The 23,741-nt window shown below is 68.8% G+C and carries 22 protein-coding genes; 5 read left to right on the plus strand and 17 right to left on the minus strand.

Annotation, left to right across the window (positions count from 1 at the left end; translation table 11 throughout):
* Window positions 1-55: 55 nt before the first annotated feature.
* Together BKA16_RS20755 and BKA16_RS20760 are read right to left on the minus strand one after the other, a co-directional pair.
* Window positions 56-979 carry a quinone oxidoreductase family protein gene (locus BKA16_RS20755; RefSeq protein WP_183372453.1) on the minus strand — a complete coding sequence of 308 codons (924 nt, stop codon included), beginning with the start codon at window positions 977-979 and terminating at the stop codon, window positions 56-58.
* A gap of 22 nt (window positions 980-1,001) precedes the next feature.
* Entirely contained in the window at window positions 1,002-1,187 is a 186-nt protein-coding gene (locus BKA16_RS20760) for a hypothetical protein (RefSeq protein ID WP_183372454.1), read from the minus strand.
* Window positions 1,188-1,367: 180 nt separating this feature from the next.
* Between BKA16_RS20760 and BKA16_RS20765 the strand changes: the two genes are divergently transcribed.
* Together BKA16_RS20765 and BKA16_RS20770 are read left to right on the plus strand one after the other, a co-directional pair.
* The gene (locus tag BKA16_RS20765; protein ID WP_183372455.1) at window positions 1,368-2,210 is read left to right on the plus strand and encodes an aldo/keto reductase; all 843 of its coding nucleotides are present in this window, start codon (window positions 1,368-1,370) and stop codon (window positions 2,208-2,210) included.
* A gap of 85 nt (window positions 2,211-2,295) precedes the next feature.
* On the plus strand, window positions 2,296-3,453 hold the full coding sequence (locus tag BKA16_RS20770; RefSeq protein ID WP_183372456.1) for an aminotransferase class I/II-fold pyridoxal phosphate-dependent enzyme: 1,158 nt from the start codon (window positions 2,296-2,298) through the stop codon (window positions 3,451-3,453).
* A 3-nt stretch (window positions 3,454-3,456) separates the two neighbouring features.
* Here BKA16_RS20770 and BKA16_RS20775 read toward each other — a convergent pair whose 3' ends face one another.
* Window positions 3,457-3,909, minus strand: a complete 453-nt coding sequence (locus BKA16_RS20775) for an NUDIX hydrolase (RefSeq protein WP_183372457.1) — start codon at window positions 3,907-3,909, stop codon at window positions 3,457-3,459.
* Window positions 3,910-4,070: 161 nt separating this feature from the next.
* Here BKA16_RS20775 and BKA16_RS20780 point away from each other — a divergent pair, with 161 nt between their 5' ends.
* The 3 genes from BKA16_RS20780 to rsgA are packed head-to-tail and all read left to right on the plus strand — an operon-like array spanning window position 4,071 to window position 6,797.
* Window positions 4,071-4,445 (plus strand): VOC family protein, encoded by a 375-nt coding sequence (locus BKA16_RS20780; protein ID WP_183372458.1) that lies wholly within the window; start codon window positions 4,071-4,073, stop codon window positions 4,443-4,445.
* A gap of 34 nt (window positions 4,446-4,479) precedes the next feature.
* On the plus strand, window positions 4,480-5,748 hold the full coding sequence (gene aroA, locus BKA16_RS20785) for a 3-phosphoshikimate 1-carboxyvinyltransferase (protein WP_183372459.1): 1,269 nt from the start codon (window positions 4,480-4,482) through the stop codon (window positions 5,746-5,748).
* The gene (gene rsgA / locus BKA16_RS20790) at window positions 5,745-6,797 is read left to right on the plus strand and encodes a ribosome small subunit-dependent GTPase A (RefSeq protein ID WP_183372460.1); all 1,053 of its coding nucleotides are present in this window, start codon (window positions 5,745-5,747) and stop codon (window positions 6,795-6,797) included. The genes aroA and rsgA overlap by 4 nt, the downstream gene beginning before the upstream one ends.
* Window positions 6,798-6,928: 131 nt before the next feature.
* Here rsgA and BKA16_RS20795 read toward each other — a convergent pair whose 3' ends face one another.
* From BKA16_RS20795 to mtrA, 14 genes are all read right to left on the minus strand, one after another.
* Window positions 6,929-8,143: a fatty acid desaturase family protein gene (locus BKA16_RS20795; RefSeq protein WP_183372461.1), complete on the minus strand. Its 1,215-nt coding sequence runs from the start codon at window positions 8,141-8,143 to the stop codon at window positions 6,929-6,931.
* Between the two features lie 8 nt (window positions 8,144-8,151).
* Window positions 8,152-9,414 carry a fatty acid desaturase family protein gene (locus BKA16_RS20800; protein ID WP_183372462.1) on the minus strand — a complete coding sequence of 421 codons (1,263 nt, stop codon included), beginning with the start codon at window positions 9,412-9,414 and terminating at the stop codon, window positions 8,152-8,154.
* Between the two features lie 63 nt (window positions 9,415-9,477).
* Window positions 9,478-10,590: a ferredoxin reductase gene (locus BKA16_RS20805; RefSeq protein WP_183372463.1), complete on the minus strand. Its 1,113-nt coding sequence runs from the start codon at window positions 10,588-10,590 to the stop codon at window positions 9,478-9,480.
* A 91-nt stretch (window positions 10,591-10,681) separates the two neighbouring features.
* Window positions 10,682-11,275, minus strand: coding sequence for a mycothiol transferase (locus BKA16_RS20810; RefSeq protein ID WP_183372464.1), 594 nt, complete (start codon window positions 11,273-11,275; stop codon window positions 10,682-10,684).
* A gap of 117 nt (window positions 11,276-11,392) precedes the next feature.
* Window positions 11,393-11,890, minus strand: a complete 498-nt coding sequence (locus tag BKA16_RS20815; protein WP_183373220.1) for a DUF6912 family protein — start codon at window positions 11,888-11,890, stop codon at window positions 11,393-11,395.
* A 62-nt stretch (window positions 11,891-11,952) separates the two neighbouring features.
* Window positions 11,953-13,383 carry a wax ester/triacylglycerol synthase family O-acyltransferase gene (locus BKA16_RS20820; protein ID WP_183372465.1) on the minus strand — a complete coding sequence of 477 codons (1,431 nt, stop codon included), beginning with the start codon at window positions 13,381-13,383 and terminating at the stop codon, window positions 11,953-11,955.
* Window positions 13,384-13,443: 60 nt separating this feature from the next.
* Window positions 13,444-13,881, minus strand: coding sequence for an Rv3235 family protein (locus BKA16_RS20825; RefSeq protein ID WP_183372466.1), 438 nt, complete (start codon window positions 13,879-13,881; stop codon window positions 13,444-13,446).
* Window positions 13,882-13,952: 71 nt separating this feature from the next.
* Complete coding sequence (locus BKA16_RS20830; RefSeq protein ID WP_183372467.1) at window positions 13,953-14,894, minus strand: DUF808 domain-containing protein; 942 nt, start codon at window positions 14,892-14,894, stop codon at window positions 13,953-13,955.
* Window positions 14,895-14,947: 53 nt separating this feature from the next.
* Complete coding sequence (gene secA, locus BKA16_RS20835; protein WP_183372468.1) at window positions 14,948-17,701, minus strand: preprotein translocase subunit SecA; 2,754 nt, start codon at window positions 17,699-17,701, stop codon at window positions 14,948-14,950.
* Window positions 17,702-17,886: 185 nt separating this feature from the next.
* Complete coding sequence (gene hpf / locus BKA16_RS20840; protein ID WP_183372469.1) at window positions 17,887-18,624, minus strand: ribosome hibernation-promoting factor, HPF/YfiA family; 738 nt, start codon at window positions 18,622-18,624, stop codon at window positions 17,887-17,889.
* Between the two features lie 314 nt (window positions 18,625-18,938).
* Window positions 18,939-19,637: a ComF family protein gene (locus BKA16_RS20845; protein WP_343067550.1), complete on the minus strand. Its 699-nt coding sequence runs from the start codon at window positions 19,635-19,637 to the stop codon at window positions 18,939-18,941.
* Between the two features lie 62 nt (window positions 19,638-19,699).
* Entirely contained in the window at window positions 19,700-21,442 is a 1,743-nt protein-coding gene (locus BKA16_RS20850; protein WP_343067551.1) for an LpqB family beta-propeller domain-containing protein, read from the minus strand.
* A complete protein-coding gene (gene mtrB, locus BKA16_RS20855; RefSeq protein WP_183372470.1) occupies window positions 21,439-23,049 on the minus strand; it encodes an MtrAB system histidine kinase MtrB in 1,611 nt (536 codons plus the stop codon). Before mtrB ends, BKA16_RS20850 begins: the two co-directional genes overlap by 4 nt.
* Window positions 23,046-23,723: an MtrAB system response regulator MtrA gene (gene mtrA / locus BKA16_RS20860; RefSeq protein WP_387995862.1), complete on the minus strand. Its 678-nt coding sequence runs from the start codon at window positions 23,721-23,723 to the stop codon at window positions 23,046-23,048. Before mtrA ends, mtrB begins: the two co-directional genes overlap by 4 nt.
* Window positions 23,724-23,741: the final 18 nt, after the last annotated feature.

A 23,741-nucleotide genomic window follows, 5' to 3' on the forward strand; every position in this document is an offset into this window, starting at 1 on the left:
GTTACGTGGAGTTACAGACTAGCGGCGAGGCGGTGCGGTGGCCAGGACGTCGGGCTCAGGGCACGATCAGATACTTGCCGCGCGGGTGCGGCCCCGCGAGCGCGTCGAACGCCGCGGCCGCCTCGGTCAAGGGATACGTCGCGGCGATGTCGACGGCGATGCGCCCGTCGGCGACCGCATCCAGGAGGGGTCGCACGGCGTCGCGACGATGTGCGCGGCTCGCCTCGCTCGATCCGTCCAGCAGTACGATGCCGTCGTCGGCGCGGCCGAACGCCGCGATGCTGACGATCCGATCGGCGGGCACGAGCTGCAGGGACGCGTCGATCGCGGCGTCGTTCCCGACGGTGTCGATCACCGCGGAGACCGGTGCGTCGACGGCCGCCCGCACACTGGCCGCGATGTCGCCGTCGTGGCCGATCGGAGTCGCCCCCAGCCCGCGCAGATACTCGTGGTTGGCGGGCGAGGCGGTGGCGATCACCGTCGCGCCGCGCGCCACGGCCAGGGATGTGGCGACAGATCCGACCGCGCCGGATCCGCCATGGATCAGGACGACGTCGTCGGCTCCGACGTCGACGGTGGCGATCGTGTCGTAGGCGGTCACACCGGCCAGGAGCAGTCCGGCGGCCGTCTCCGTCGTCACGGCGTCGGGCAGACGGTGGACGTTCGTCACGGGTGCGACGATCTCGTCGGCGAAGGCTCCGGTCGCGGGATAGACGACCACGCGGTCGCCGGGAGCGAACCCGGTGCCGTCGGCCGCGACGCGAACCGCTCCGGCGGCCTCTCCGCCGAGGACGAGCGGCAGTTTCGCCGGATCCGCGCCCATCGCGCCGTGAACGCGTTTGACGTCGAACGGGTTGAGCCCGGCGGCCTCGATCGATACGACCACCTCGCCGTCTCCGGGACTCGCGGCGTCGACGTCGACGAGGGACAGGACCGTGGCGGGCTCACCGTAGCCGGTGGCGAGGAGTCTGCGTGTCATGGCGCCATCGTAAGTCCGCCCGTCAACTCTTCGCCTTGAACAGGGTGTAGACGCCCACTCCGGCGAGCGCGAGCAGGCCGAGCCAGAAGACGGCCTTGACGATCGGGCCGATGAGGGAGACGACCACGAGGATCGCGATGACGATGGCGACGATCTTCCAGATCGAGGTGCCGTTGGAGGTTCCGGTGTTGTCAGTGAAGGTGCTCATGACTCCACCGTGCCACCGGCCGTCGCGAAAAGCACCAGCGCAGCGGCGATATCGGGGGAAGATCAGGGTGGTCCCCCACTGGTGCGGCGGCCCCGGCAGAACACCGCCGTGCGCGAGTGGAGCCGGTCACGGGGGCGAGACCGCGGAATACCCGCCCCGTTCCGCCGCATTGAACCGACCATGGCACACAACACCGTTCCGTCCATCACCTTGAACAACGACGTGGCGATCCCCCAACTCGGCTTCGGCACCTTCCAGATCCCGCCGGCCGACACCAAGGCCGCGGTCCTGACCGCGCTCGAAGCCGGCTACCGCCACATCGACACCGCGCAGATGTACGGCAACGAGCGCGAGGTCGGCGCGGCCGTCCGCGAATCGGGCATCCCCCGCGACGAGGTGTTCGTCACCAGTAAACTCAACAACGACAAGCACGATCCGGCCGCCGCCGTCGCGGGCGTCGCACAGTCGATCGAGGCCCTCGATCTCGGCCCGGTGGACCTGTACCTGATCCACTGGCCGATGCCCGAGGTCGGCGACTACGTCGAGACCTGGCGCGCACTCGAGGGCGAGTACAAGGCGGGCCGGACCCGCTCGATCGGCGTCTCGAACTTCCAGGAGTCGCACCTGGAGCGGCTGCTCGCCGAGACCGAGATCGTCCCGGCGGTCAACCAGATCGAGGTGCACCCGTACTTTCCGCAGCCGTCGCTGCGCGCGTTCAACCGAAACCACGACATCGTCACCGAGGCCTGGGCCCCGATCGGCCAGGGCGCGGTGCTCGACGACGAGACGCTCGCCGCGATCGGTGCCGAGGTGGGTCGCAGCGTGGCCCAGGTCACCCTGCGTTGGCACGTTCAGCGCGGCGACATCGTCTTCCCGAAGAGTTCGACCGCCGCCCGCGCCGCGGAGAACATCGCACTGTTCGACTTCGCGCTGTCCGACGAGCAGATGTCGCGGATCGACGCGCTCGACGCGGACCGCCGCCTCGGCCCGAACCCGGACGAGTTCAACTGGGTGCCCGAGTAGGCACCGCCACCCGCAGGTCGAGCACCCGCCGACCGAACAGAGCCGTCTCGGTCAGCGGCAGGAGCACGCACCTACGATGGTCTCCATGCGTTTCTCCCAGCGTGCCGAGGCCGTGTCCCCGTTCTTCGCGATGGAGTTCGGCCGCCGCGCAGCCGAACTCGAAGCCGCCGGACACCGTGTGGTCAAGCTCAACATCGGCGAACCGGACTTCGGCGCACCGCCCGCGTTCCTGCGGGCGGTGCGCGAGGTCAGCGACGGCCGCGCCCTCGCCTATACGGGCGCACTCGGCCTCACCGAACTGCGTGAGGCGATCGCCCGATTCACCGATGAGCAGTTCGGCGCACCGGTCGACCCGCGCCGCGTGGTCGTCACCACCGGCGCCTCCGCCGCCCTGCTCCTGTCCTGCGCCGCGCTCATCGATCCCGGCGACGAAGTCCTGGTCGGCGACCCGTCCTACCCGTGCAATCGGCGCTTCGCCGAGAGCTTCGGCGCGCGGGTCCGGCTCCTGGAGACCGATCCGGCGTCGCACTTCCAACTGGACGCGGCGACGGTCGCCGACGCCTGGGGCGAGTCGACCCGCGGGGTGATGGTCGCATCGCCGTCCAACCCGACGGGGACATCGCTCGCCTACGACGCTCTGCTCGACCTGTGCGAGGCGGCACGCGAGCGCGACGGCTGGCGGATCGTCGACGAGATCTACCTGGGTCTGGCCGACGGCGACCGGCACAGTGTGGCCGCCGACGATCCCGGCGCGATCGTGGTGAACAGCTTCTCCAAGTACTTCGGGATGACCGGATGGCGCCTGGGGTGGGCGATCGTCCCGGACGAGATGGTGCCCGTCGCCGAGCGCCTCGCCCAGAACTACTACATCTGTCCGCCGACCCCTGCGCAGCTGGCCGCGCTGACCTGCTTCGAACCGGAGACGATCGCCGTCGCCGAACAGCGGCGCGAGGTGCTGCGTGAACGGCGACGGCTCGTCCTCGACGGTCTGGCCCGCATCGGCCTGTCTGTTCCGACCGAGCCCGACGGCGCGTTCTACGTGTACGTCGACGTGTCCGGAACCGGCCTGACGGCGACCCGGTTCTGCGACCGAGCGCTCGCCGAGGCCCAGGTGGCCCTCACCCCGGGCAAAGACTTCGGCGACGCCGGAGCCGAGCGGTACGTACGCCTGTCGTACGCGACGTCGAGCGACGACCTGGCACTGGGCGTCGAACGGCTCGGAACGTTCGTGGCCGCGCTGTAGTCCCTACCATTCCACACGCATCACGATCTCGGCCTGTGCCGCGTTGAGCTTCGTCGCGGCTTCCGCCCTGGTGAACCACGCGGCGCGGTCGACTTCGGGGAACGTCTGCGTCCGACCGGATCGCGGCGGCCACACCGTCTCGAACGTGTTGCTCACGACCGTCTCCGGGTCGAGGTCGCCCTCCAGCGCGAACACGTGCACCCGTTTGCCGGACTTGAGCCGCGCCTGGCCGAGATCGACGGCGTCGCCGTCGGGCGCCTGGTGGCCGGTCTCCTCGGCGAACTCACGGCGAGCGGCGACGAGCAGGTCCTCCCCCGGTTCGACCAGCCCTTTCGGGATCGACCAGAAACCATCGTCCTTCCGCGCGAAGAACGGCCCGCCCGGATGGACCAAGAGCACCTCGACGTCGTCGGACCGCCGCCGCCACAACAGGATTCCCGCACTGGTCTGAGGCATGGCCGCTCCGCTCCACGATGTCGACGGCGGTGACGCACTCGGTCGCGGCCACCACTGGAAACGTACCGGCAGCCGTCGGCCGTCGACGGGCTTTCGACCGGCCCGCGTCGCGGAGTCTCGTATGGGCGTCCCGCTCGGCGAACCTCGATACGCTGGCTCCCATGGAGATCCTGACCAGCCGCACCCTGCTGACCTCGGCCGACCCGCAGACCCTCACCGACTTCTACCGGGACGTCCTCGGGCTGGCCGTCGCGCGGGAGTATCCGGGCGGCACCGTCTTCCATGCCGGAGCCGGACTGATCGAGATCCCCGCGCACATGCCCGCCCGCGACGGCGTCGGCGATGTGCTGTGGCTGCAGGTGCGCGACGTCGCCGCCGCACGCGGCGAGCTGGCCACGGCCGGGGTTCCGATTGTCGCCGAACCGGAGACCAAGCCGTGGGGCCTGATCGAGATGACCGTGCACGATCCGGACGGTCGCGCGCTGATCCTGGTGCAGATCCCGGCGGACCATCCACTGCGCCGCGACCTGCGCTGACCGGTGACGCATGCACCATGAAACACTGGAGCGCATGAGCACCTGGCCGTCTCCGTCTGTCAGCACGCCCGTCGACGCCGTCGTCGACCTGCCCGGATCCAAGTCGATCACCAACCGCGCACTGATCCTGGCGGCGCTCGCCGACGGACCGTCTCAGATCACCGGCACGCTGCGCAGCCGCGACACCGACCTCATGCTCGACGCACTCGCCGCCATGGGCGTCGGGATCTCCCCCGCCCCTGACGACCCCACCACCGTCGATGTGACTCCCGCTCCCCTGCACGGCGGCCGCATCGACTGCGGCCTGGCCGGAACCGTGATGCGCTTCCTGCCCGCGGTCGGCGCGCTGGCCGCCGGCGACGTCGAATTCGACGGCGACGAGCAGGCCCGCAGCCGCCCGCTGCACACCGTGCTGGACGCCCTCCGCGATCTTGGGGCGTCCATCGACGGGTCGAGCCTGCCGTTTACCGTGCACGGCACGGGCGCGCTCGCCGGCGGTCCGGTGACCGTCGACGCGTCGGCGTCGTCGCAGTTCGTGTCGGGACTGCTGCTGTCGGCGGCACGATTCACCGACGGCGTGACGATCACTCACGACGGTCCGCCGGTCCCGTCCATGCCGCACATCGAGATGACCGTCGACATGTTGCGCGAGGCCGGCGCCGCCGTCTCCTTCGACGGAGCGTCCTGGACTGTGGCGCCCGGACCGATCCGCGCCGTCGACTGGGCGATCGAACCCGATCTGTCGAACGCCGCGGCGTTCCTGGCCGCCGCCGCCGCGACGGGCGGCCGCGTCAGCGTCCCCCGCTGGCCGACGGCCACCACCCAACCCGGCGCCGAGATCACCACGATTCTCGAGCTGATGGGCGCCACCGCCGCCCGCTCCGACGACGGTCTGCTCACCGTGACGGGCCCCGATCGACTCCGGGCGATCGACATCGATCTGCACGATGTCGGCGAACTCACGCCGACCGTCGCCGCGCTCGCCGCTCTGGCCGACGGCGCGTCGACGCTGCGCGGCATCGCCCATCTGCGCGGACACGAGACCGACCGCCTCGCCGCCCTGGCCACCGAGATCAACCGGCTCGGCGGCGATGTGACGGAGACCGACGACGGACTGAGGATCGTCGGCGTGCCACTGCGCGCGGGCGTCTGGCACACCTATGCCGACCACCGGATGGCGACGGCGGGTTCGCTTCTGGGCCTTGTGGTTCCGGGCGTCGAGATCGAGAACGTGGCGACCACGTCGAAGACTCTGCCCGACTTCGTGTCGATGTGGGAGACGATGGCCGGGTCTGCGTCGTGAGCCGCCGCGCGGGGAGCTACGACGAGTCGGATGTTCGCATCCGACCGGGCAAGGGCAGCCGTCCGCGCACCAAGACCAGACCCAAGCACGACGACGCCGAGACCGCGATGGTCGTGTCGGTGGACCGCGGCCGCTGGGGTGTGGTGCTCGACGACGATCCGGACCGCCGTGTGGTCACCATGCGGGCCCGCGAACTCGGCCGCACGCCCGTCGTGGTCGGCGATCGCGTCGGCGTGGTGGGCGATCTCTCCGGCCGACCCGACACCCTGGCCCGCATCGTCCGCGTCGAGGAACGGCGAACCGTCCTGCGCCGCACCGCGGACGACACCGACCCGTACGAGCGGATCGTCGTCGCCAACGCCGACCAGCTCCTGATCGTCACCGCGCTCGCCGACCCTCCGCCGCGCACCGGTTTCGTCGAGCGCGCTCTCGCCGCCGCGTACGCGGGCGGCCTGTCGCCCGTCCTCTGTCTGACCAAGTCCGACCTCGCCGACCCCGACGAGTTCGTCTCCCACTTCGCCGACCTCGATCTGCGCGTGGTGATCGCCGGCCGCGACGACGGGATCGGCGAGCTGCAGGAGATCCTCGCGCACAAGCTCACCGCGTTGATCGGTCACTCCGGCGTCGGCAAGTCGACCCTGGTGAATCGTCTCGTGCCCGACGCCGACCGGGCGACGGGCATCGTCTCCGGCGTCGGCAAGGGCCGCCACACGTCCACCCAGTCGGTGGTCCTCGCACTTCCCGAGACCGCCGACGGTGTGCGCGGCTGGGTGGTCGACACCCCCGGCATCCGTTCCTTCGGGCTCGCCCACGTCACTCCCGACGAGATCGTCGACGCCTTCGACGACCTGCGCGACGCCATCGACGACTGTCCCCGCGGCTGCACGCACCTCGGCCCGCCCGCCGACCCGGAATGCGCGCTCGACGCGTTGGACGGCGCCTCGCATCGTCGTGCGATGGCCGTCCGGGAGTTGCTGCAGTCGGTGTCCGCGACGGGGCCCGCCGATCCCGAGGTCGAGACCGCGTCCGATGCCCGTGAGACGACCTGACACAGCCGTCGGCTCCGCGCACCCGTACCACTGGCGCGAGTGACACCGGAGGGGTCTCGACTCCGCCCGACCATCGGGGCGCCGCTCGACCGGCAGAGCCCGGACTCGTCCGGCCGGTAGCGTTCGGCGCGTCAGCGTCGGACCGGTTCGCCCCTCTTACGTCGCGCCTTCAGCTCGGCGATCGCCGTCCGCAGACCCTTCGCACGCGGTTTGATCGCGTCGAACCGACGCTCCGACGCGGTCTCGGGCGCATCGTCGACGGTGTCCCACAGGAAGCGGTCCGGGAGCGCGAGTTTGTTGATGGTGCGGAGGGTCCGCAGGTACTGCATGGTGAACGAACCGGTGTTGTACGGCAGGTCGTACTTGTCGCAGAGTTCGCGCACCCGCACCGACATGTCGGCGTACCGGTTGCTCGGCAGGTCCGGAAACAGGTGGTGCTCGATCTGGTACGACAGGTTGCCGCTCATGAACCCGAGGACCGGACCGGCTTCGAAGTTCGCGCTGCCGAGCATCTGCCGCAGGTACCACTGACCCTGCGTCTCGTTCTCCAGCGTGTCCATCGTGAACTTCTCGGCGCCGTCCGGGAAGTGACCGCAGAAGATCACCACGTACGCCCACAGGTTGCGGACGAAGTTCGCCGTCAGATTCGCCTTCAGCGTGTGAAGGAAGTTCGGGCCTGACACCGCGGGGAACAGCACGTAGTCCTTGGCCATCTGGCGGCCGGCCTTGTGTACGAACTTCCGGATCTCGGGGCGCGCCACCTCCATCGGCTTGCGTCCGGCGATCACCTCTTTGAGTTCGAGGTCGTGCAGGGCGATGCCCCACTCGAACGTGGTCGCCAGCATCACGTTGAAGAACGGCTGGAACGCACGCCGGGGCTCCCACGGCTCGTCGCGTGTCACACGCAGGATCTTGTAGCCCACATCGTGATCCATCCCGATCACGTTCGTGTACTTGTGATGGATGAAGTTGTGGGAGTGCTTCCAATGCGGCGAGGCGCACACCATGTCCCACTCCCACGACGTGGAGTGCACCTCGGGATCGTTCATCCAGTCCCACTGCCCGTGCATCACATTGTGCCCGAGCTCCATGTTCTCGATGATCTTCGCCAGCGAGAGCGCACCGGTGCCCAACCACCACAGGGACCTGCGATGACTGCCCAGGAGGGCGACGCGGCCGAGGATCTCCAGGGACCGCTGCGCACGGATCGTGCGCCGCAGATACCGCGCGTCGCGCTCCCCCCGGTCCGCCTCGACCTCACGACGCAGCGCGTCGAGCTCGTGTCCGAGAGCCTCGACGTCCGCATCGGTCAGGTGCGCGTACTCATTGATGTCTGAGATCGCCATAACGCCTATTATGCGCTAGCGCGCTCGCGGCGGCGTTCGCGGTTGTCCGCGATCGCCGACTTCAGCCCGCGACGACGCCCCGTCCGCTGATCGACCGACGACACCAGGCGCGGTTCGCCGTCCGCGCGGAAGCGTCGTTCGGACGCCGTCTCGGGCGCGTCGTCGGCGGTGTCCTTGAGGTACTTGTTGGGAAGCGAGAGCTTCGCGATGGTCCGCCACGACTTCGCGTACTGCACCGGGAAGGATCCCGTCGTGTACGGCAGATCGTACTTCTCGCAGAGCGCGCGCACCCGCACCGAGATCTCGGCGAGCCGGTTGCTCGGCAGATCCGGGAAGAGGTGGTGCTCGATCTGGTACGACAGGTTGCCGCTCATGAACGCCAGCGTCGGACCGCACCGGAAGTTGGCGCTGCCGAGCATCTGCCGCAGGTACCACTGACCCTGCGTCTCATTGTCCATATCGGCCTTGGTGAACTTCTCGGCGCCGTCCGGGAAGTGGCCGCAGAAGATCACCGCGTTGGTCCACAGGTTGCGGATGACGTTGGCCAGCAGGTTCGCGCCGGCCGTCTTGCGTGCGGCGCGCGACGAACGGTTCAGCACACCGGAGATCGCCGGTGCCAGCACGTAGTCCTTGCCGACCTGACGCCCGATCTTGCGGCCGACGTCGGCCAGGTCGCGTTTGAGCGCGGCCTTGGCCTCCGGGGTCTTCCGCTTCTTGCCGAGTTCGAGATGCTGTGCGGCGACCCCGTACTCGAAGAACACCGCGAGCAGCGTGTTGTACGCGATGTTGCCGAGGTAGAACGGCCGCCACCGCTGATCGCGGGTCACCCGGAGCAGACCGTAGCCCACATCGTCGTCCATGCCGAGCACGTTGGTGTACTTGTGGTGGATGTAGTTGTGCGTGTGCTTCCAGTGCGCACTCGGCCCGGTGTTGTCCCACTCCCACGATGTGGAGTGCACCTCGGGATCGTTCATCCAGTCCCACTGCCCGTGCATCACATTGTGCCCGAGCTCCATGTTCTCGATGATCTTCGCGACGCCGAGCGTGCCCGCTCCCGCCCACCAGAGAGATCTCCGGCTCGCCCCCATCGTCAGCATGCGCCCGGTGAACTCGAGACCGCGCTGCAGGCGGATCGTGTTGCGCAGATAGCGCGCGTCGCGCTCCCCGCGGTCGGCCTCGATATCGGCCCGGATCGCATCGAGTTCGGCGCCCAGCGCCTCGACGTCGGCACCGGTCAGATGCGCATACTCTGGAATGTCGGCGATCGCCATCGTCACCCTCTCCCTCGTGGAAAACTAACCTACGCAATCGTAGGTTACGGGAGCGTAGGTTGTCTAGACGTCCAGCGTGCAGTCGCCTGCGGCGGCGGTCACACAGGTCTGCACACGCTCGCCTTCGACGTGCTCGACACCGGTCCGCAAGTCCCGGACACACCCCTTGTCGAGCATGACGACGCAACTCTGGCAGATGCCCATGCGGCAGCCGAACGGCATGAGCACACCCGCCTCCTCACCGGCTTCCAGGAGTGTCTGCGCGCCGTCGGCCTCGATCTTCTTGCCGCCGCGTCCGAAGGTCACCGTGCCGCCCTGCGCTCCGGCTGCGCCGCGTTCGAGGGCGAACCGCTCGACGTGCAGTCGACTCCGGATCCCGCGGTCGTCGAACATCCCACCGAGCATGTCGATGAAGCCGCCCGGCCCGCACGCCCACGTCTGGCGATCGCCCCAGTCCGGGACGAGCTCGTCCAGGCTCGCGGCGTCGAGCCGACCGTCGACGCCGGTCAATCGCAGCCGCAGGTCGATGAGGCCGTCGGCGGCGAAGCGGCGCAGCTCGTCGACGAACAGGACCGAGTCCTCGTCGGGCGCCGAGTGCACGAGAACGGCGTCGACGCGACCGCCGCGGCGCGCCATCGTGCGCAGCATCGAGATGATCGGGGTGACTCCGCTGCCCGCGGTGGCGAACAGCAGCTTCGCCGGCGGCGGATCGGGCAGGACGAACTCGCCCGCGGGCGCGGCCAGACGCACGACGGTGCCCGGCTTGAGTCCGTTCACCAGGTGCGAGGACAGGAAGCCCTCCGGCATCGCCTTGACCGTGATCGCCACGGTCCGCTCCGCCGCGGAACCGGCGGGCTCCGAGGTCAGCGAATAGGAACGCCACGTCCATCGACCTTCCACGAGAACGCCGATCCCGATGTACTGGCCCGGGTGGTAGTCGAAGGAGAAGCCCCACCCCGGCTCGATGACGATGGTGGCGCTGTCGGCGGTCACCGGGGTCACGGCGACGACCTTGCCGCGCAGTTCCCGCGCCGACCACAGCGGGTTGAGCAGATGCAGGTAGTCGTCCGGCAGCAGCGGCGTGGTGATCCGCGCGGCCGCGGCCCGCACCCAGTTGGTGGCCTTGCTCCCGGCGACCCCGGCGACCGGCGCCTCGAATCGTTCCCGCCAACTCATCACTCGACTCCTCCGTATGCGCTCCGGTCCGATCCTCGAACCGCTAACTTACGCCTCCGTAGGTTAGCGGGTCGAGGCCGACCGGCGCATCTCAGGACAGGAGGGTTCCGGGTACGGGCACGAACGGGGTGAAGAAGTCGTTGGCGGGCGCACCGGACAGGGCCAGCACGAGCCCGGGCACCGACTGCCCGTCGATCTGCTCGCGGATGATGTCGGCATGCCCGGCGTGCCGCGCGAACTCCTCGATCTGGTGGCCGAGGTAGAAGCGGTTGTTGATCGGACGCGGGTCGAAGATCCCGTTCCAGGGAGCCGGCGGCTCCGTCGACTCACCGTCCGGATCACATGCTCGGACGGCGGCCAGGTAGTCGATGCGGTCCGCGTCGAACCGAACGACGAGGTCGGCGGCGGTCTCATCGTCGGTCAAGGCGAATCCGGACATGTACTCGGCGAAGGCGGCCTCGTCGAAGACGCGGTCGAGCGGTTCGCCGCGCAGTCTGGCGGTGGCCGCGGGCAGCGACTGGGCGACGTGCTTGAGAATGCCGCCGACCGAGAGCGCGCCGGCGCACGGCGTCGTCCTCGCCTGCTCTTCGGTGAGCCCGTACAGCGCGGCGCGCAGGTGATCGAGCTGCTGGTCGATGTATCCGGCGAAGGTGTCGATCTCGGTGTCGCGGGCGGGTGCGTACATGTTGTCCTCCAAGTGGTCTGATCTGCGTGTGCCATCAGTCTGACAGGAGAACAGGACCGTTCCTGTCCGGATTGGCCGAGGAAGATCCGGTCACTTTCTGACCGGAATCGGACCGACCTACAGCAGCTCCAGCAGGAAGGGCAGTTCTTGCGTCGCATACCAGCCGAGGTCGTGGTCCTCGACGTCGCCGAGGACCAGTTCGGCGTCCTGGTCGCCGAGGTCCGCGGCGTCAATCACCTCGACGGCGGCACGCACCGCGGACTCCGCGGCGGCGCCGTCGACATGCACCGCGACGATGTCCCCGTTGGGCACCGAGCCGGAGACCCGGACGACGGCGTCGTCGAGGTCGGGACGCACCTGTGCGTCGACGTCGGCCACCACGACCACGCGGCGCGGCGGGAGGTCGGACTCGTCGGTCGACAGCAGTCTCAGGGACGCGCGGGCGGCCTCCCGCAGCGCGACCTCGCCGAGCTCCTCGTCGTCGCCGGAGGTGTACGCCTCCCGCAGCGTCGGGGTCACCGCGAAGCCGGTGCCCCCGAGCGGGGTGAACGCGTTGTCGGTGTCGGCGGTGAACTCGCCGATCATGGACAGGGTCGCGGGCAGGTAGACGCGCATCGGCATAGTCCCTTCATCGGAGGTCAAGGTTCATCGGAGGTCAAGGTTCATCGGGTCAAGGTTCATCTAGTCGAGGGCTCGCCCGGTCCGGCGTGCAGCAGTTCGTCGAACGACTCGAGCAGATATCCGGCCATCGCCGGGAGGTCTTCGACGACGGCGCGGTCGGCGAGGAAGGCGAACTGCACCGCGTCGCCGTACTGGTTGACGCTGATCGCGAGCGCGCGCTGCGCGGCGAGCGTCGGCAGCGTGTACACCTCGGCGACACGCCCGCCTGCGAGATATCGGTCGGACACCGATCCGCTCATCGAGATCGGCACGTTGTACGGGCGCTGAAAGATGCTGCTGAAGGCGCGCGCGGACAACTCGCCGAACGGGACGACACCGAGATCGGGCAGCAGCGGCTTCAGTTCGGGCGCCAGCCGACGGGTCGACCCGGCATATCGATCGGCGAGTCCCGCGACCTGCATCAACCGGACCGCGGGCGAGTCTTCGCCGACCGGGAGGTCCGTCACGAACTCCGGTCCGTCGACGGGCATCCACGAGTCCTGCCCGACGGCCTGGGCCTCGACGTCACGTGCGCGCAACGGAAGGATCACCCGGACCGTCTCCCCGTGGCCGACCGAATCGGTCACCGACAGCATCCACCGCCGGAGCACCCCGGCGACCACCGCGAGCAGCACGTCGTTGAACGTGCAGTCGAAGCGGGCGGCCACCCGCATGCAGTCCTGTCGGGAGATCCGGCCGGTCGTGAACAGGCGCAGCGAGGTGGTCACCTCGTTGAGCGGACTGTCGGGTGCCGTGTTGATCAGCTGCTGCACGGTCGACGCAACCAGACGAGCCGACCGGTCCGCGACCGACCAGACGTCCGCGACCGGGCCGTTGCCGCGCAGGAGCGACTCGACGAGCTCCCCGGGCCGGGCCATCGCCTCGGCGAGCGCTCCGACGGCCATCGAGGCCTGCCCGGGCGGTTCGCCGGGCATCCACAGGTCCTCGTCCAGCGTCACCGGCTCCGGTGTCGCATCGGTGACGACCTCGCTGAGCTCCCGATTGTCGGCGCCGTCGATCAGACACCGATGCGATTTGGTCAACAACGCGATGCGACCGTCCCCCAGACCCTCGATCAGGTACATCTCCCACAGCGGTCGCGACCGGTCCAGCGGCCGCGACATCAGCCGCGCGATCAACTCCTCGAGCTGCAGCGCCGACCCCGGCTGGGGCAGGGCGGAGAGCCGGACGTGGAAGGTCACGTCGAAGTCCGGGTCGTCCACCCACACCGGTCGCCCGAGTCCGAGTGCGATCTCCTTGACGATCTGTCGGTACCTCGGGACCAGTTGCAGCCGATGTTCCACCGTCGACACCAGGGCGGGATAGTCGACGCGTCGGCCCCCGCCCTCGACGGGGTCGATGATCAGCAGCGCCCCCGTCAGCGCACTCGTCCCGGCTCCGTCGAGGAAGTAGTACATCGAGTCCTCGGCCGACAATCGATTCACCATGATGGGTTCGAGTCTAGGCCGTGTCGCGAGAGTCCTCCGGCCGCCGAGGCGCGCAGCAGGTCACACGATGCCGAACTCCGCCAGCATCCACCGGGTCTGGGCCCGCCTGCCCGGCATGACGATCCGGTGCAACTCCACTCGGCCGGCGACGGCTCGGGTCCGTAGTCCTCGTTCGACGGTGCCGAAGTAGTTCGCCGCCGTCGCCGACGCCATCTGCAGGTGCATCCGGCGGAGTCGGGCGGTCGGACCGCGCATCGGAGCGTGTGCGATCACGTCCTCCCGGCGCCGCAGGGCCAGAGCCACCTGCGCGAACACCTCCTCACTCACGGCCGGGGTGAGGTGCTCGCACGGGCGGCGGCCGTCCAGCACCTCCAGGATCCGACCGACGACGTTCACCGCGAAGGTGCGCGCCATGCGGGCCGATTCGACGGGCGGGCCGACCGGCGCCGCGGGTGACAGGGGAACGGTGTCTGGCCGGATCTGTGTGAAGGTGCTCATACCGGTTGGACGCACCGGAGCCCGGTTCGGTTCCGCGACACGCCGACGTAGCGCGGACGTCGTCCGAGGGGTCAGTGCGCTCCGCGGTGCCGCAGCACTGCGGCACCGCGGGACGCCGCGAGCACGAGGGCGCCCCAGACGACGCCGAAGACCGCCGAGCACAGGGTGCCGGCGATCCAGCCGACGACGTCGCCGATCGACTCGATGAGACCGGCCGCCCAGTGCTCGACGTGGTGCACCACCGAGTACGGGAGAGCCCAGCCGAGTTCGTCGGCGCCCTGCAGGACGATGTGGCCGCCGACCCAGCACATGGCGATCACGCCGACCGTGCTCAGGACCGTCAGGACCACCGGCATGGCGGTGACCAGTCCGCGGCCGAAGGCGGAGACCGCCCGCGCCTGTCGCTCGGCCAGGGCGAGGCCGACGTCGTCCATCTTCACGATCACGGCCACCACTCCGTACACCAGCGCCGTGATCAGGATGCCGACGATCACCAGGATCACCGCACGGGCCACGAACGGCTCGTCGACCACCTCGTTCAGTGCGATCACCATGATCTCCGCGGACAGGATGAAGTCGGTGCGGATCGCACCGGAGACGACGGACTTCTCCTGATCGTCGCCGATCTGCTCGGCGGTCTCGGACGCCTTTCCGTGCCCGGAGATCCACTCCCACACCTTCTCCGCGCCTTCGAAGCACAGATAGGTGCCGCCGACCATCAGGATCGGGGTCAGCAGCCACGGCAGCCACTGGCTCAGGATCAATGCGACCGGGAGGATGATCAGCAGCTTGTTGCGCAGTGACCCCTTCGCGATCCTGCCGATGATCGGCAGCTCCCGCTGCGGGCGCACCCCGTGGACGTAACGGGGTGTCACCGCGGTGTCGTCGACGACGACGCCGATCGCCTTCGTGCTCGCCTTGGCTGCGCCCGCGGCGACATCGTCCAACGACGCGGCGCTCATCTTCGCCAGCACCGCGATGTCGTCCAAAAGCGCGGCCAGTCCAGCACTCATGGCGACAACAGTAGTGCCCGGCAGCGATCGCTGCCGGGCACTACGGTCACGTTCTACTTCTTGCGGCGGTTGCGACGCTCGGCCTCGCGACGCTCCTTACGGCTTCCCGTCGGCGCCTGCGGCCGCTCGGGAGCGGGCGCCGCGAGTGCCGCGGCGAGCTCGTCGGCCTCCGAGCGCACCGTCGCGTCGCCGTCCTCGTCGGGTCCGCTGAACATGTACTCCGACTCGTCCTCGGTCGAAGAGTCGCCGCCCAGACCGGCCAGCATGTCGCTGACCGACGTGCCCAACGCCGGCGCGGGCGCCTCGACCTGGACCTGCGCGTTGAACAGGATGGAGACGGTCTCCTCCTTCATCGCGTCGAGCATGGCGTTGAACATGTCGAAGCCCTCGCGCTGGTACTCGACCACCGGGTCGCGCTGCGCCATCGACCGCAGGTGGATGCCCTCGCGGAGGTAGTCCATCTCGTAGAGGTGATCGCGCCACTTGCGGTCCAGAACCTGCAGGAGCACCGAACGCTCGAGGTTGGCCATGCCCTGTTCGCCCGCCATCTCGATGATGTCCGCGACACGCTTGTCGTAGGCGGCGAGCGCGTCGTCGACGAGCTTCTCGCGGAGCTCCTCGCGCGAGATGTCTCCGCGACCGCCGTCGGCGTCCTCCTCCACGACGTCAGCGGCCTCGACACCCACCGGGTACAGGTTCTTCAGCGCCGTCCACAACGTGTCGAGGTCCCAGTCCTCGGCGTAGCCGACCTCGGTCGCACCGTCGACGTAGGCGCCGACCACGACGGCCACCATGGCGCGGATCTGATCGCGGTGACTCTCCCCCTCGAGGATCTCGCGGCGCTCGGCGTAGACCACCTTGCGCTGGGAGTTCATCACCTCGTCGTACTTGAGGACGTTCTTGCGGATCTCGAAGTTCTGTTCCTCGACCTGCGTCTGCGCGCTGCGGATGGCCCGGGTGACCATCTTCGCCTCGATCGGAACGTCGTCCGGCAGATTGACACGCGTCATGATCGTCTCGAGCGCCGCACCGTTGAATCGGCGCATCAGCTCGTCACCGAGGGACAGGTAGAACCGGGACACGCCGGGATCGCCCTGACGGCCGGATCGACCGCGCAGCTGGTTGTCGATGCGCCGGGACTCGTGACGCTCGGTGCCGAGCACGTAGAGCCCGCCCGCCTCGATGACGTCCTTGGCCTCCGACGCGGCGGCCTCGCGGGCGACCGTGATCGCCTCCTCCCACGCCGCCTCGTACTCGTCCGGGGTGTTCACCGGGTCGAGTCCGGCCTTGCGCAGACGGGTGTCGGCGATGATGTCCGGGTTGCCGCCGAGGACGACGTCGGTGCCTCGACCGGCCATGTTCGTCGCGACGGTCACACCGCCGAGACGCCCGGCCTCGGCGACGATCTGCGCCTCCTGCTCGTGGAACTTCGCGTTCAGCACCGAGTGCGGGACCTCGGCCTCGGTGAGCTTGTTCGACAGGTACTCGGAGCGCTCGACGCTCGTGGTGCCGATCAGGATCGGCTGGCCCTTCTCGTGCCGTTCGACGATGTCGTCGACGACGGCCGCGAACTTGGCCTCCTCGGACTTGTAGATGAGGTCGCCCTGATCGTCGCGGATCATCGGCTTGTTCGTCGGGATCTGCACGACGCCCAGCTTGTAGATCTGCTGGAACTCGGCGGCCTCGGTCTCGGCCGTACCGGTCATGCCCGAGAGGGTGTCGTACAGCCGGAAGTAGTTCTGCAGGGTGATCGTGGCGAGCGTCTGGTTCTCGGCTTTGATCTCGACGCCCTCCTTCGCCTCGATGGCCTGGTGCAGACCCTCGTTGAAGCGGCGGCCGTCGAGTACACGGCCGGTGAACTCGTCGACGATCATCACGTCGCCCTTGCGGACGATGTAGTCCTTGTCCCGGTGGAACAGCTCCTTGACCTTGATCGCGTTGTTCAGGTAGCTGACCAGCTGCGAGTTCTCCGGTTCGTACAGGTTGTCGATGCCGAGACGGTCCTCGACGAATTCGACGCCGGACTCGTGGACGCCGACGGTCTTCTTCTTGATGTCGACCTCGTAGTGGACGTCCTTCTCCAGCAGCGGGGCGATCCGCGCGAACTCGGTGTACCACTTGCTCGAGGAGTCGGCCGGACCCGAGATGATCAGCGGGGTCCGCGCCTCGTCGATGAGGATCGAGTCGACCTCGTCGACCACGGCGAAGTTGTGTCCGCGCTGCACCAGGTCTTCGAGCGAATGCGCCATGTTGTCGCGCAGGTAGTCGAAGCCGAACTCGTTGTTCGTACCGTAGGTGATGTCGGCCGCATAGGCGATGCGGCGGGCGTCCGGGCTCATCCCGGTCAGGATCACCGACGTCTCCAGGCCGAGGAACCGGTGCACACGGCCCATCTGCTCGGCGTCGCGCTTGGCGAGGTAGTCGTTCACGGTCACGACGTGAACGCCCTTACCGCTCAACGCGTTCAAGTACGCCGGAAGGACACAGGTCAGCGTCTTGCCCTCACCGGTCTTCATCTCGGCGATGTTGCCGAAGTGCAGCGCCGCACCGCCCATGATCTGCACGTGGAAGTGCTTCTGGTCGAGCACGCGCCACGATGCCTCACGAGCGACGGCGAAGGCCTCGAGCAGGATGTCGTCGAGCGTCTCGCCCTGGTCCAGACGTTCCTTGAACTCGTTGGTCTTTGCCCGCAGTTCGTCGTCGCTGAGCGCTTCCATCTCGCCGGAGAGCGCCTCGACGCTCGTCGCGTACGAGTCCAGTCGCTTGACCAGACGTCCTTCGCCGAGTCGGAGCAGCTTGTTGAGCAACGGTAATCCTCTTGATAGGCGGTCGAGTTCGCCGCCGGCCGCCGACGCGTGCGCCGCCGGACCGGACAGTCCCGGCCTCTATGGTACGGGGCGCGCTGATCGGTGCATGTCGCAGACACGGCACAGCAGCGGATCGGGCCGCCTCCACACGGTTGCGGAGGCGGCCCGATGGGGCGGTCAGGACGTCAGGACAGTCGGATCAATCCGTAGTCGTAGGCGTGCCTGCGGTACACCACGGACGGCCGGTCGGTCTCCTTGTCGTGGAACAGGAAGAAGTCGTGTCCCACCAGTTCCATCTCGTAGAGCGCGTCGTCGACGGTCATCGGCGAGGCCGGGTGGTCCTTGACGCGCACCACCTGCCCGGGCCGGTACTCGTCGACACCGTCGTCCCACGGATCGGCCGCACCGTCGACGTCGCCGACCTCGCCGACCGGCGGCATCGCGACTGCGGACGCCTCCGCGAGCGACGTCGCCCGGTTGGGGCCGTCCTTGCGGATCTGCTTGCGCCGCTTGGAACGACGCAGCCTCTTCTGTAGTTTCTCGAAGGCCAGTTCGGTCGCGGCGTAGAAGTTCTCGCCCGCGCCCTGCGCCCGGATTATCGGGCCGCGGCCCACGGCCGTGACTTCCACCACCTGACTCTGTTTGGCCTGTCGACGGTTGGGCTCGTGATAGAGCACGACGTCGAAACGGAAGATCGAATCGTCGAAATGCTCCAGTCGCGAGAGCTTGTCACCCAGATATGCGCGGAAGTGGTCGGGAATCTCCACATTGCGCCCGTTCCACGAGACGTCTGCGTTCGGAACGGACAGCTCGCCTGCATTCGACGAATTGGGCGGCGGTGTGAACGCGGCCGCCAATTCCTCTCGTGTCTGCGGCTCGGGACCCTTCGGTTCGCGCTGACCTTTGCGGTGAACGACCGTCATATCGAGTTCCTCCTCTGGTTCCTCTCACTCGGACTGCCGTCCGATGAGATACCAATTCGCTTGGCGCACTGCAGGAATCACTACTCATGGATTCGCGTGCGCAGCAGTGCTGGTGCACATCAGACAGTGATGCCTCCCCGGCCACAGCAGTATCGTCCAGCTCGGAGAAAAGGTGCTTCACCTCCCGGCACTCGACGTTCATCACTGCCACTTCCGAAGGTATCCGCAAACTCGGTTTCCGGCCATGTTTTCTTCAATTAATCGGCCGCGAGTCCTGTATTCGCCGCACTTGTGCCGCCGGGACGTGGTCGACGTCATACCCCGGCGACGGCGAGTACCGCAGCGACCTCCACACCCGCCCGGGCGAGCAGCCGTGTCGACGCCGCCGCCGTCGCCCCGGTCGTCACCACGTCGTCGACCAGAACGACGATCGAGTCCGACGACGTCGCAGCGGACGGCGGGGTCCGCGTCAGCCGGACGGCCCCGGCGAGATTCGCGGCGCGGGCCCCCGCCCCGAGGCCCGCGGAGTCCCGCGCGGATGCCGCGGTCACCAGCAGCGGGGCCACCGCCGCACGAGGACCCAGGCCTCGTACGGCGGACGCACACATCGCGGTGACCGGATCGCCGCCCCGTCGCCGCGCCGCCGCAGCGCGGGTCGGGGCGGGCACCAACAGCATCCGCCGACCCGCGGGCAGATCGCCCCACCGTGCCAACGTGATCAGCGCATCCGCGAGGCCGCCGCCGAGCACCGGCGCGAGGTCGGTCCGACCGTGTTCCTTCAGCGCGAGCACCGACGCCCGCAGCGGACCGTCGTACCGACCGAGCGCCCACACCGGGGCACCCGTCTCGACCCTCGGGGTCAGCGCGCGCGGGACATCGCTCAGACATCGATCGCATGTCGGACACCACGGGGTGTCGGGGCGCCCGCAACCGCCGCACAGCAGCGGGACGGCCAGGTCGCCGACCGCCGCGGCGATCCGCCGCAGCGTTCGCACCGGTCCAATCGCGCCCACGGGCTCATCATCGCCGAGACGCCGCACGGTGTCATCCGCGTCGTGCACAGGCGCGGCCCGCACTATCCGGCGGGCACCACCGGGATCGTGTCGGGCACGGGTTCGGCGGTGACCGCCGTCCAGTACTGGTCGGGGCGTCCGGACCCGGTCCCGAGCTGCTGCACGCCCTGGGTGTCGGCGACGTAGACGGTGTCCTCACCGGCGCCGACCGCGGTCAGCGGTGGCTTCAGGTTGCCTGCGACCAGCCCGACCGCCGGTCCCCCCGCCAACGCGATCCGCATGACCGGTGAGTCGTCGCCGGAGCGGACCGCGTACATCACCGTCGACCCCGACCAGGCGATGTCCTGCACCGCGGTGTCGATGTCGAGAGCCGCGGGCCGCACTCCGGTCAGCGAGGGAACGCCGCGTTCGTTGGTCGTCAGCGCGGCGAGCATCGGGCGACCGGCCACGACGAGAGCCACGCGCACCCCGTCGGGCGCGACTCGCAGAGCGGTGATCGGGCCGGGCACGGCCGCGCGGACCGCGCTCACATCCAGGTCGACGATGCTCGGCGCGCCCTGTGCGTTGTACGACCACTGGATCGGACGACCGTCGATGATCGCGTAGCCGGTCGATTGATCGGCCCCGTACGACGGCGACGTGATCGTCGTCCCGGAGGCGATCTCGGTCGGCTCTCCGCCGTACGGCCCCTCGACGAGCGTCGGACGGGGTCCGCGCGCGAGGACCGCCGCCGCCCGGCGGGAGTCGACGGTCACGGCCGCCGCCCGCACATCGCGCGTGGCGCCGAGCTCACCCGGGACGGGGATGGTGTGGCCGGCCGTCGATCGGACGAGAGCGCCCTTGTACACCAGGTGCAACGGCAGCGGCCCGTGCTCGCTGTCCGGTTCGAACGACGCGACGTCGGCGGTCCGCCACCCGCCGTTGTGACCGGGTACCAGCGGGGCGTCGTCGGCGTTGAGGACATAGGTTCCGGTGACGTCTGCGCTGTCGAGCGTCCAGATCAACTGCGCGGCCAGGACCGTGCGGTTGCGAGTGTCGTCGTCGGACACGTTGTCCAGGTTGACGATCACCGAATCGCCGTCGACGGTGACCTGTCCAGACAGACTGGCGCCGCGGTCGGCGCCCGAGCCGATCGCCCCGGCCAGATCCGGCGACGGTCCGCGCAGCAGCAGGGACACCGCATCGGTCGGATCGGTGGAGGCGCCGAACAGCCACCGGGGGTCGGTCACCAGCCGGGTCATGGTGCGATCCGGGAAGTACAGGTTGACCTGCCGATACGCGATCAGGAACTGGCCGCGATCGGTGACGGCGCCGCGCGGCAGATCGCCGGAGACACGCCATGAACCTCGGACCCGGGTCAGGGACACCGGCATCACCATCTGACCGTCGGCGGGCAGCAGCTGTCCCGCGTCGCTGAGCACACCGACCTTGTCCGCGGTGATCCGGAGCCGGACGGCGCTCTCGGTCCGCTCGTCGATCACCACTCCGACGTTGTCGACGATCGTCGTGCCGCCCTGATCGTCCCACCGGCCGGAGGCCGTCGACGTGAGGAATTTGCGCGCCGCCCGATGCCCCGAGCTGGGGTCGGCCATCGCCTTGAGGAAGTTGCGCGACAACGTCTCCGGATCGTCCGAGCGACGCGGGACGGGTACCGCGCCCGCCGGGTCCTTGCGGCTGAACGTCCCGATCGGCTGAGGCGCGGACGAGTCGGGCACCGACACGCAGCCCGCGAGGACCGCCGCGGCGATCACCAGCAGAACGGCGACGCCCGCACGCGCCGCCCGCATCGACGAGCGACCGGTCACTTGGTCACCTCCGGATTCGGCTTGAGGGGCAGCGGACTGCCGAGGAGTTTGTGTCCGCGCAGCAGTGGCAGCGTCAGGCGGAAGCTGGATCCGTTGCCGGGCTCGCCCCAGGCCTCGAGACGACCGGCGTGCAGGCGGGCGTCCTCGATGCTGATCGCCAGACCGAGGCCGGTGCCGCCGGACCGTCGGACGCGGGACGGGTCCGACCTCCAGAACCTGTTGAATACGAGCTTCTCCTCGCCCGGACGGAGTCCGATCCCCTGGTCGCGAACGGTGATCGCGACCGCGTCGCCGTCCGATCGCATGGTCAGGGTGACCGGACGGTGCTCACCGTGATCGATGGCGTTGGCCAGGAGGTTGCGCAGGATCCGTTCCACCCGGCGCGGATCGATCTCGGCGATCACCGGCTCGGCGGGCAGGTTGACGACCAGTTCGGTGCCCGACTCGGCGGCCAGATGGGTCACCGTCGACACCGCGCCGTCGATCGGGATCGCCATGTCCATCCGCTCGGCGGCGAGGTCGGCCATCCCCGCGTCATGGCGGGAGATCTCCAAGAGTTCGGTGAGCAGCGTCTCGAACCTGTCGAGTTCCTTCGACAGCAGCTCCACCGACCGTCGCTGCATCTCGTCGAGGTCGTCACGGCTCTCGTAGAGCAGGTCGGCAGCCATCTTGACGGTCGTCAGCGGGGTCCGCAGCTCGTGGCTGACGTCGCTGGTGAACTGGCGCTGAAGTCCTCCGAACTCCTCCAGATGCGTGATCTGCTTGGCCAGGCTCTCGGCCATGTCGTTGAAACTGACCGCCAACCGCGCGAACTCGTCCTCCCCGTTGACCGGCATGCGTTCGGTGAGGCGTCCGTCGGCGAATCGGACCGCGATCCGTGACGCCGACCGCAGCGGCGCGATCACCTGCCGCGACACCAGCCAGGCGATCGCCGCCAGGAGTCCGAGAAGCACCACCCCGCCGATCAGCAGAGTGCCCCGCACCAGGTCGACCGTGTTCTCCTCGCCGCTGAGCGGGAAGACCAGATACAGCTCGAGATCCTGCACCGGTGACTCCACCGGTGTCCCGATCACCAGGCCGGGCACCGTGTCGCCGTCGCGCACGATGGAGGTGTACTGGTAGGCCACCTGCCCGCTGCCGACCATCGACTGCAGCGACCGTGGGATCTCGTCGATCGGTCCCACGGACAGACCCGAGTCGACCGATCCCCGACCGCCGACGGTCAGCACGCTGTCGAAGGTCCCCACTCCCGGCGAGGACTGCGCGGTCTCCGAGTCGGTGTCGGAGAGGACCGAGCGGGCCCGGGCCATCAGATTCTGCGCCGACGACGTCGCATCGGTGGAGCTGAGCACACGTTCCACGGCGCCGCGCGCGCGATCGACCTCCTCCATAGCGGCCGCCTGCTTGGCTTCGAGGAGCCGCCCGGTGATCTGGCTGATGAGCAGGAACCCGACCACGAGCAGGACGACGAACGACAGCACCAGCGTCGACACGACGACCCGCAACTGCAGCGAACGCGACCACAACGTGCCGAACGCGCGGCCGACAGAGGCGGCCGCGCGTTGGATGCGTGCGATGAACCGGTTGAACCGGCGTCGACCGCTCATGGCGGTCCGGCCTTGTAGCCGACCCCTCTCACCGTGAGCACGATCTCCGGATTCTCCGGATCGGTCTCCACCTTCGCGCGCAGACGCTGCACGTGCACGTTCACCAGACGGGTATCGGCGGGATGCCGGTACCCCCACACCTGTTCGAGCAGCACGTCGCGCGTGAACACCTGACGTGGTTTGCGGGCGAGCGCCACCAGAAGGTCGAACTCCAAGGGCGTCAACGAGATCGGCACGCCGTCGCGGGTCACCTTATGCGCGGGCACGTCGATCTGAACGGGCCCGATCGCGAGCAGTTCGGCCGGCTCGTCCTCGGTACGACGCAGCCGCGCGCGGATCCGCGCGACGAGCTCCTTCGGCTTGAACGGCTTCACCATGTAGTCGTCGGCACCCGATTCGAGTCCCAGCACCACGTCGACGGTGTCCGACTTCGCGGTCAGCATGACGATCGGTACCCCCGAGTCCGCGCGTAGGACGCGGCACACGTCGATGCCGTTCATGCCGGGCAGCATCAGGTCGAGGAGCACCAGGTCGGGTCGCACTTCACGGACCGCGGTGAGCGCCTGCGTCCCGTCACCGACGACGAACGGCTCGAATCCCTCGTTGCGAAGCACGATCGTCAGCATCTCGGCTAGAGCAGCGTCGTCGTCGACGACCAGGATGCGTGGCTTCATGGCACCCAATGGTGTCAC

This window comes from Gordonia humi (assembly GCF_014197435.1).
GTDB lineage: Bacteria > Actinomycetota > Actinomycetes > Mycobacteriales > Mycobacteriaceae > Gordonia > Gordonia humi.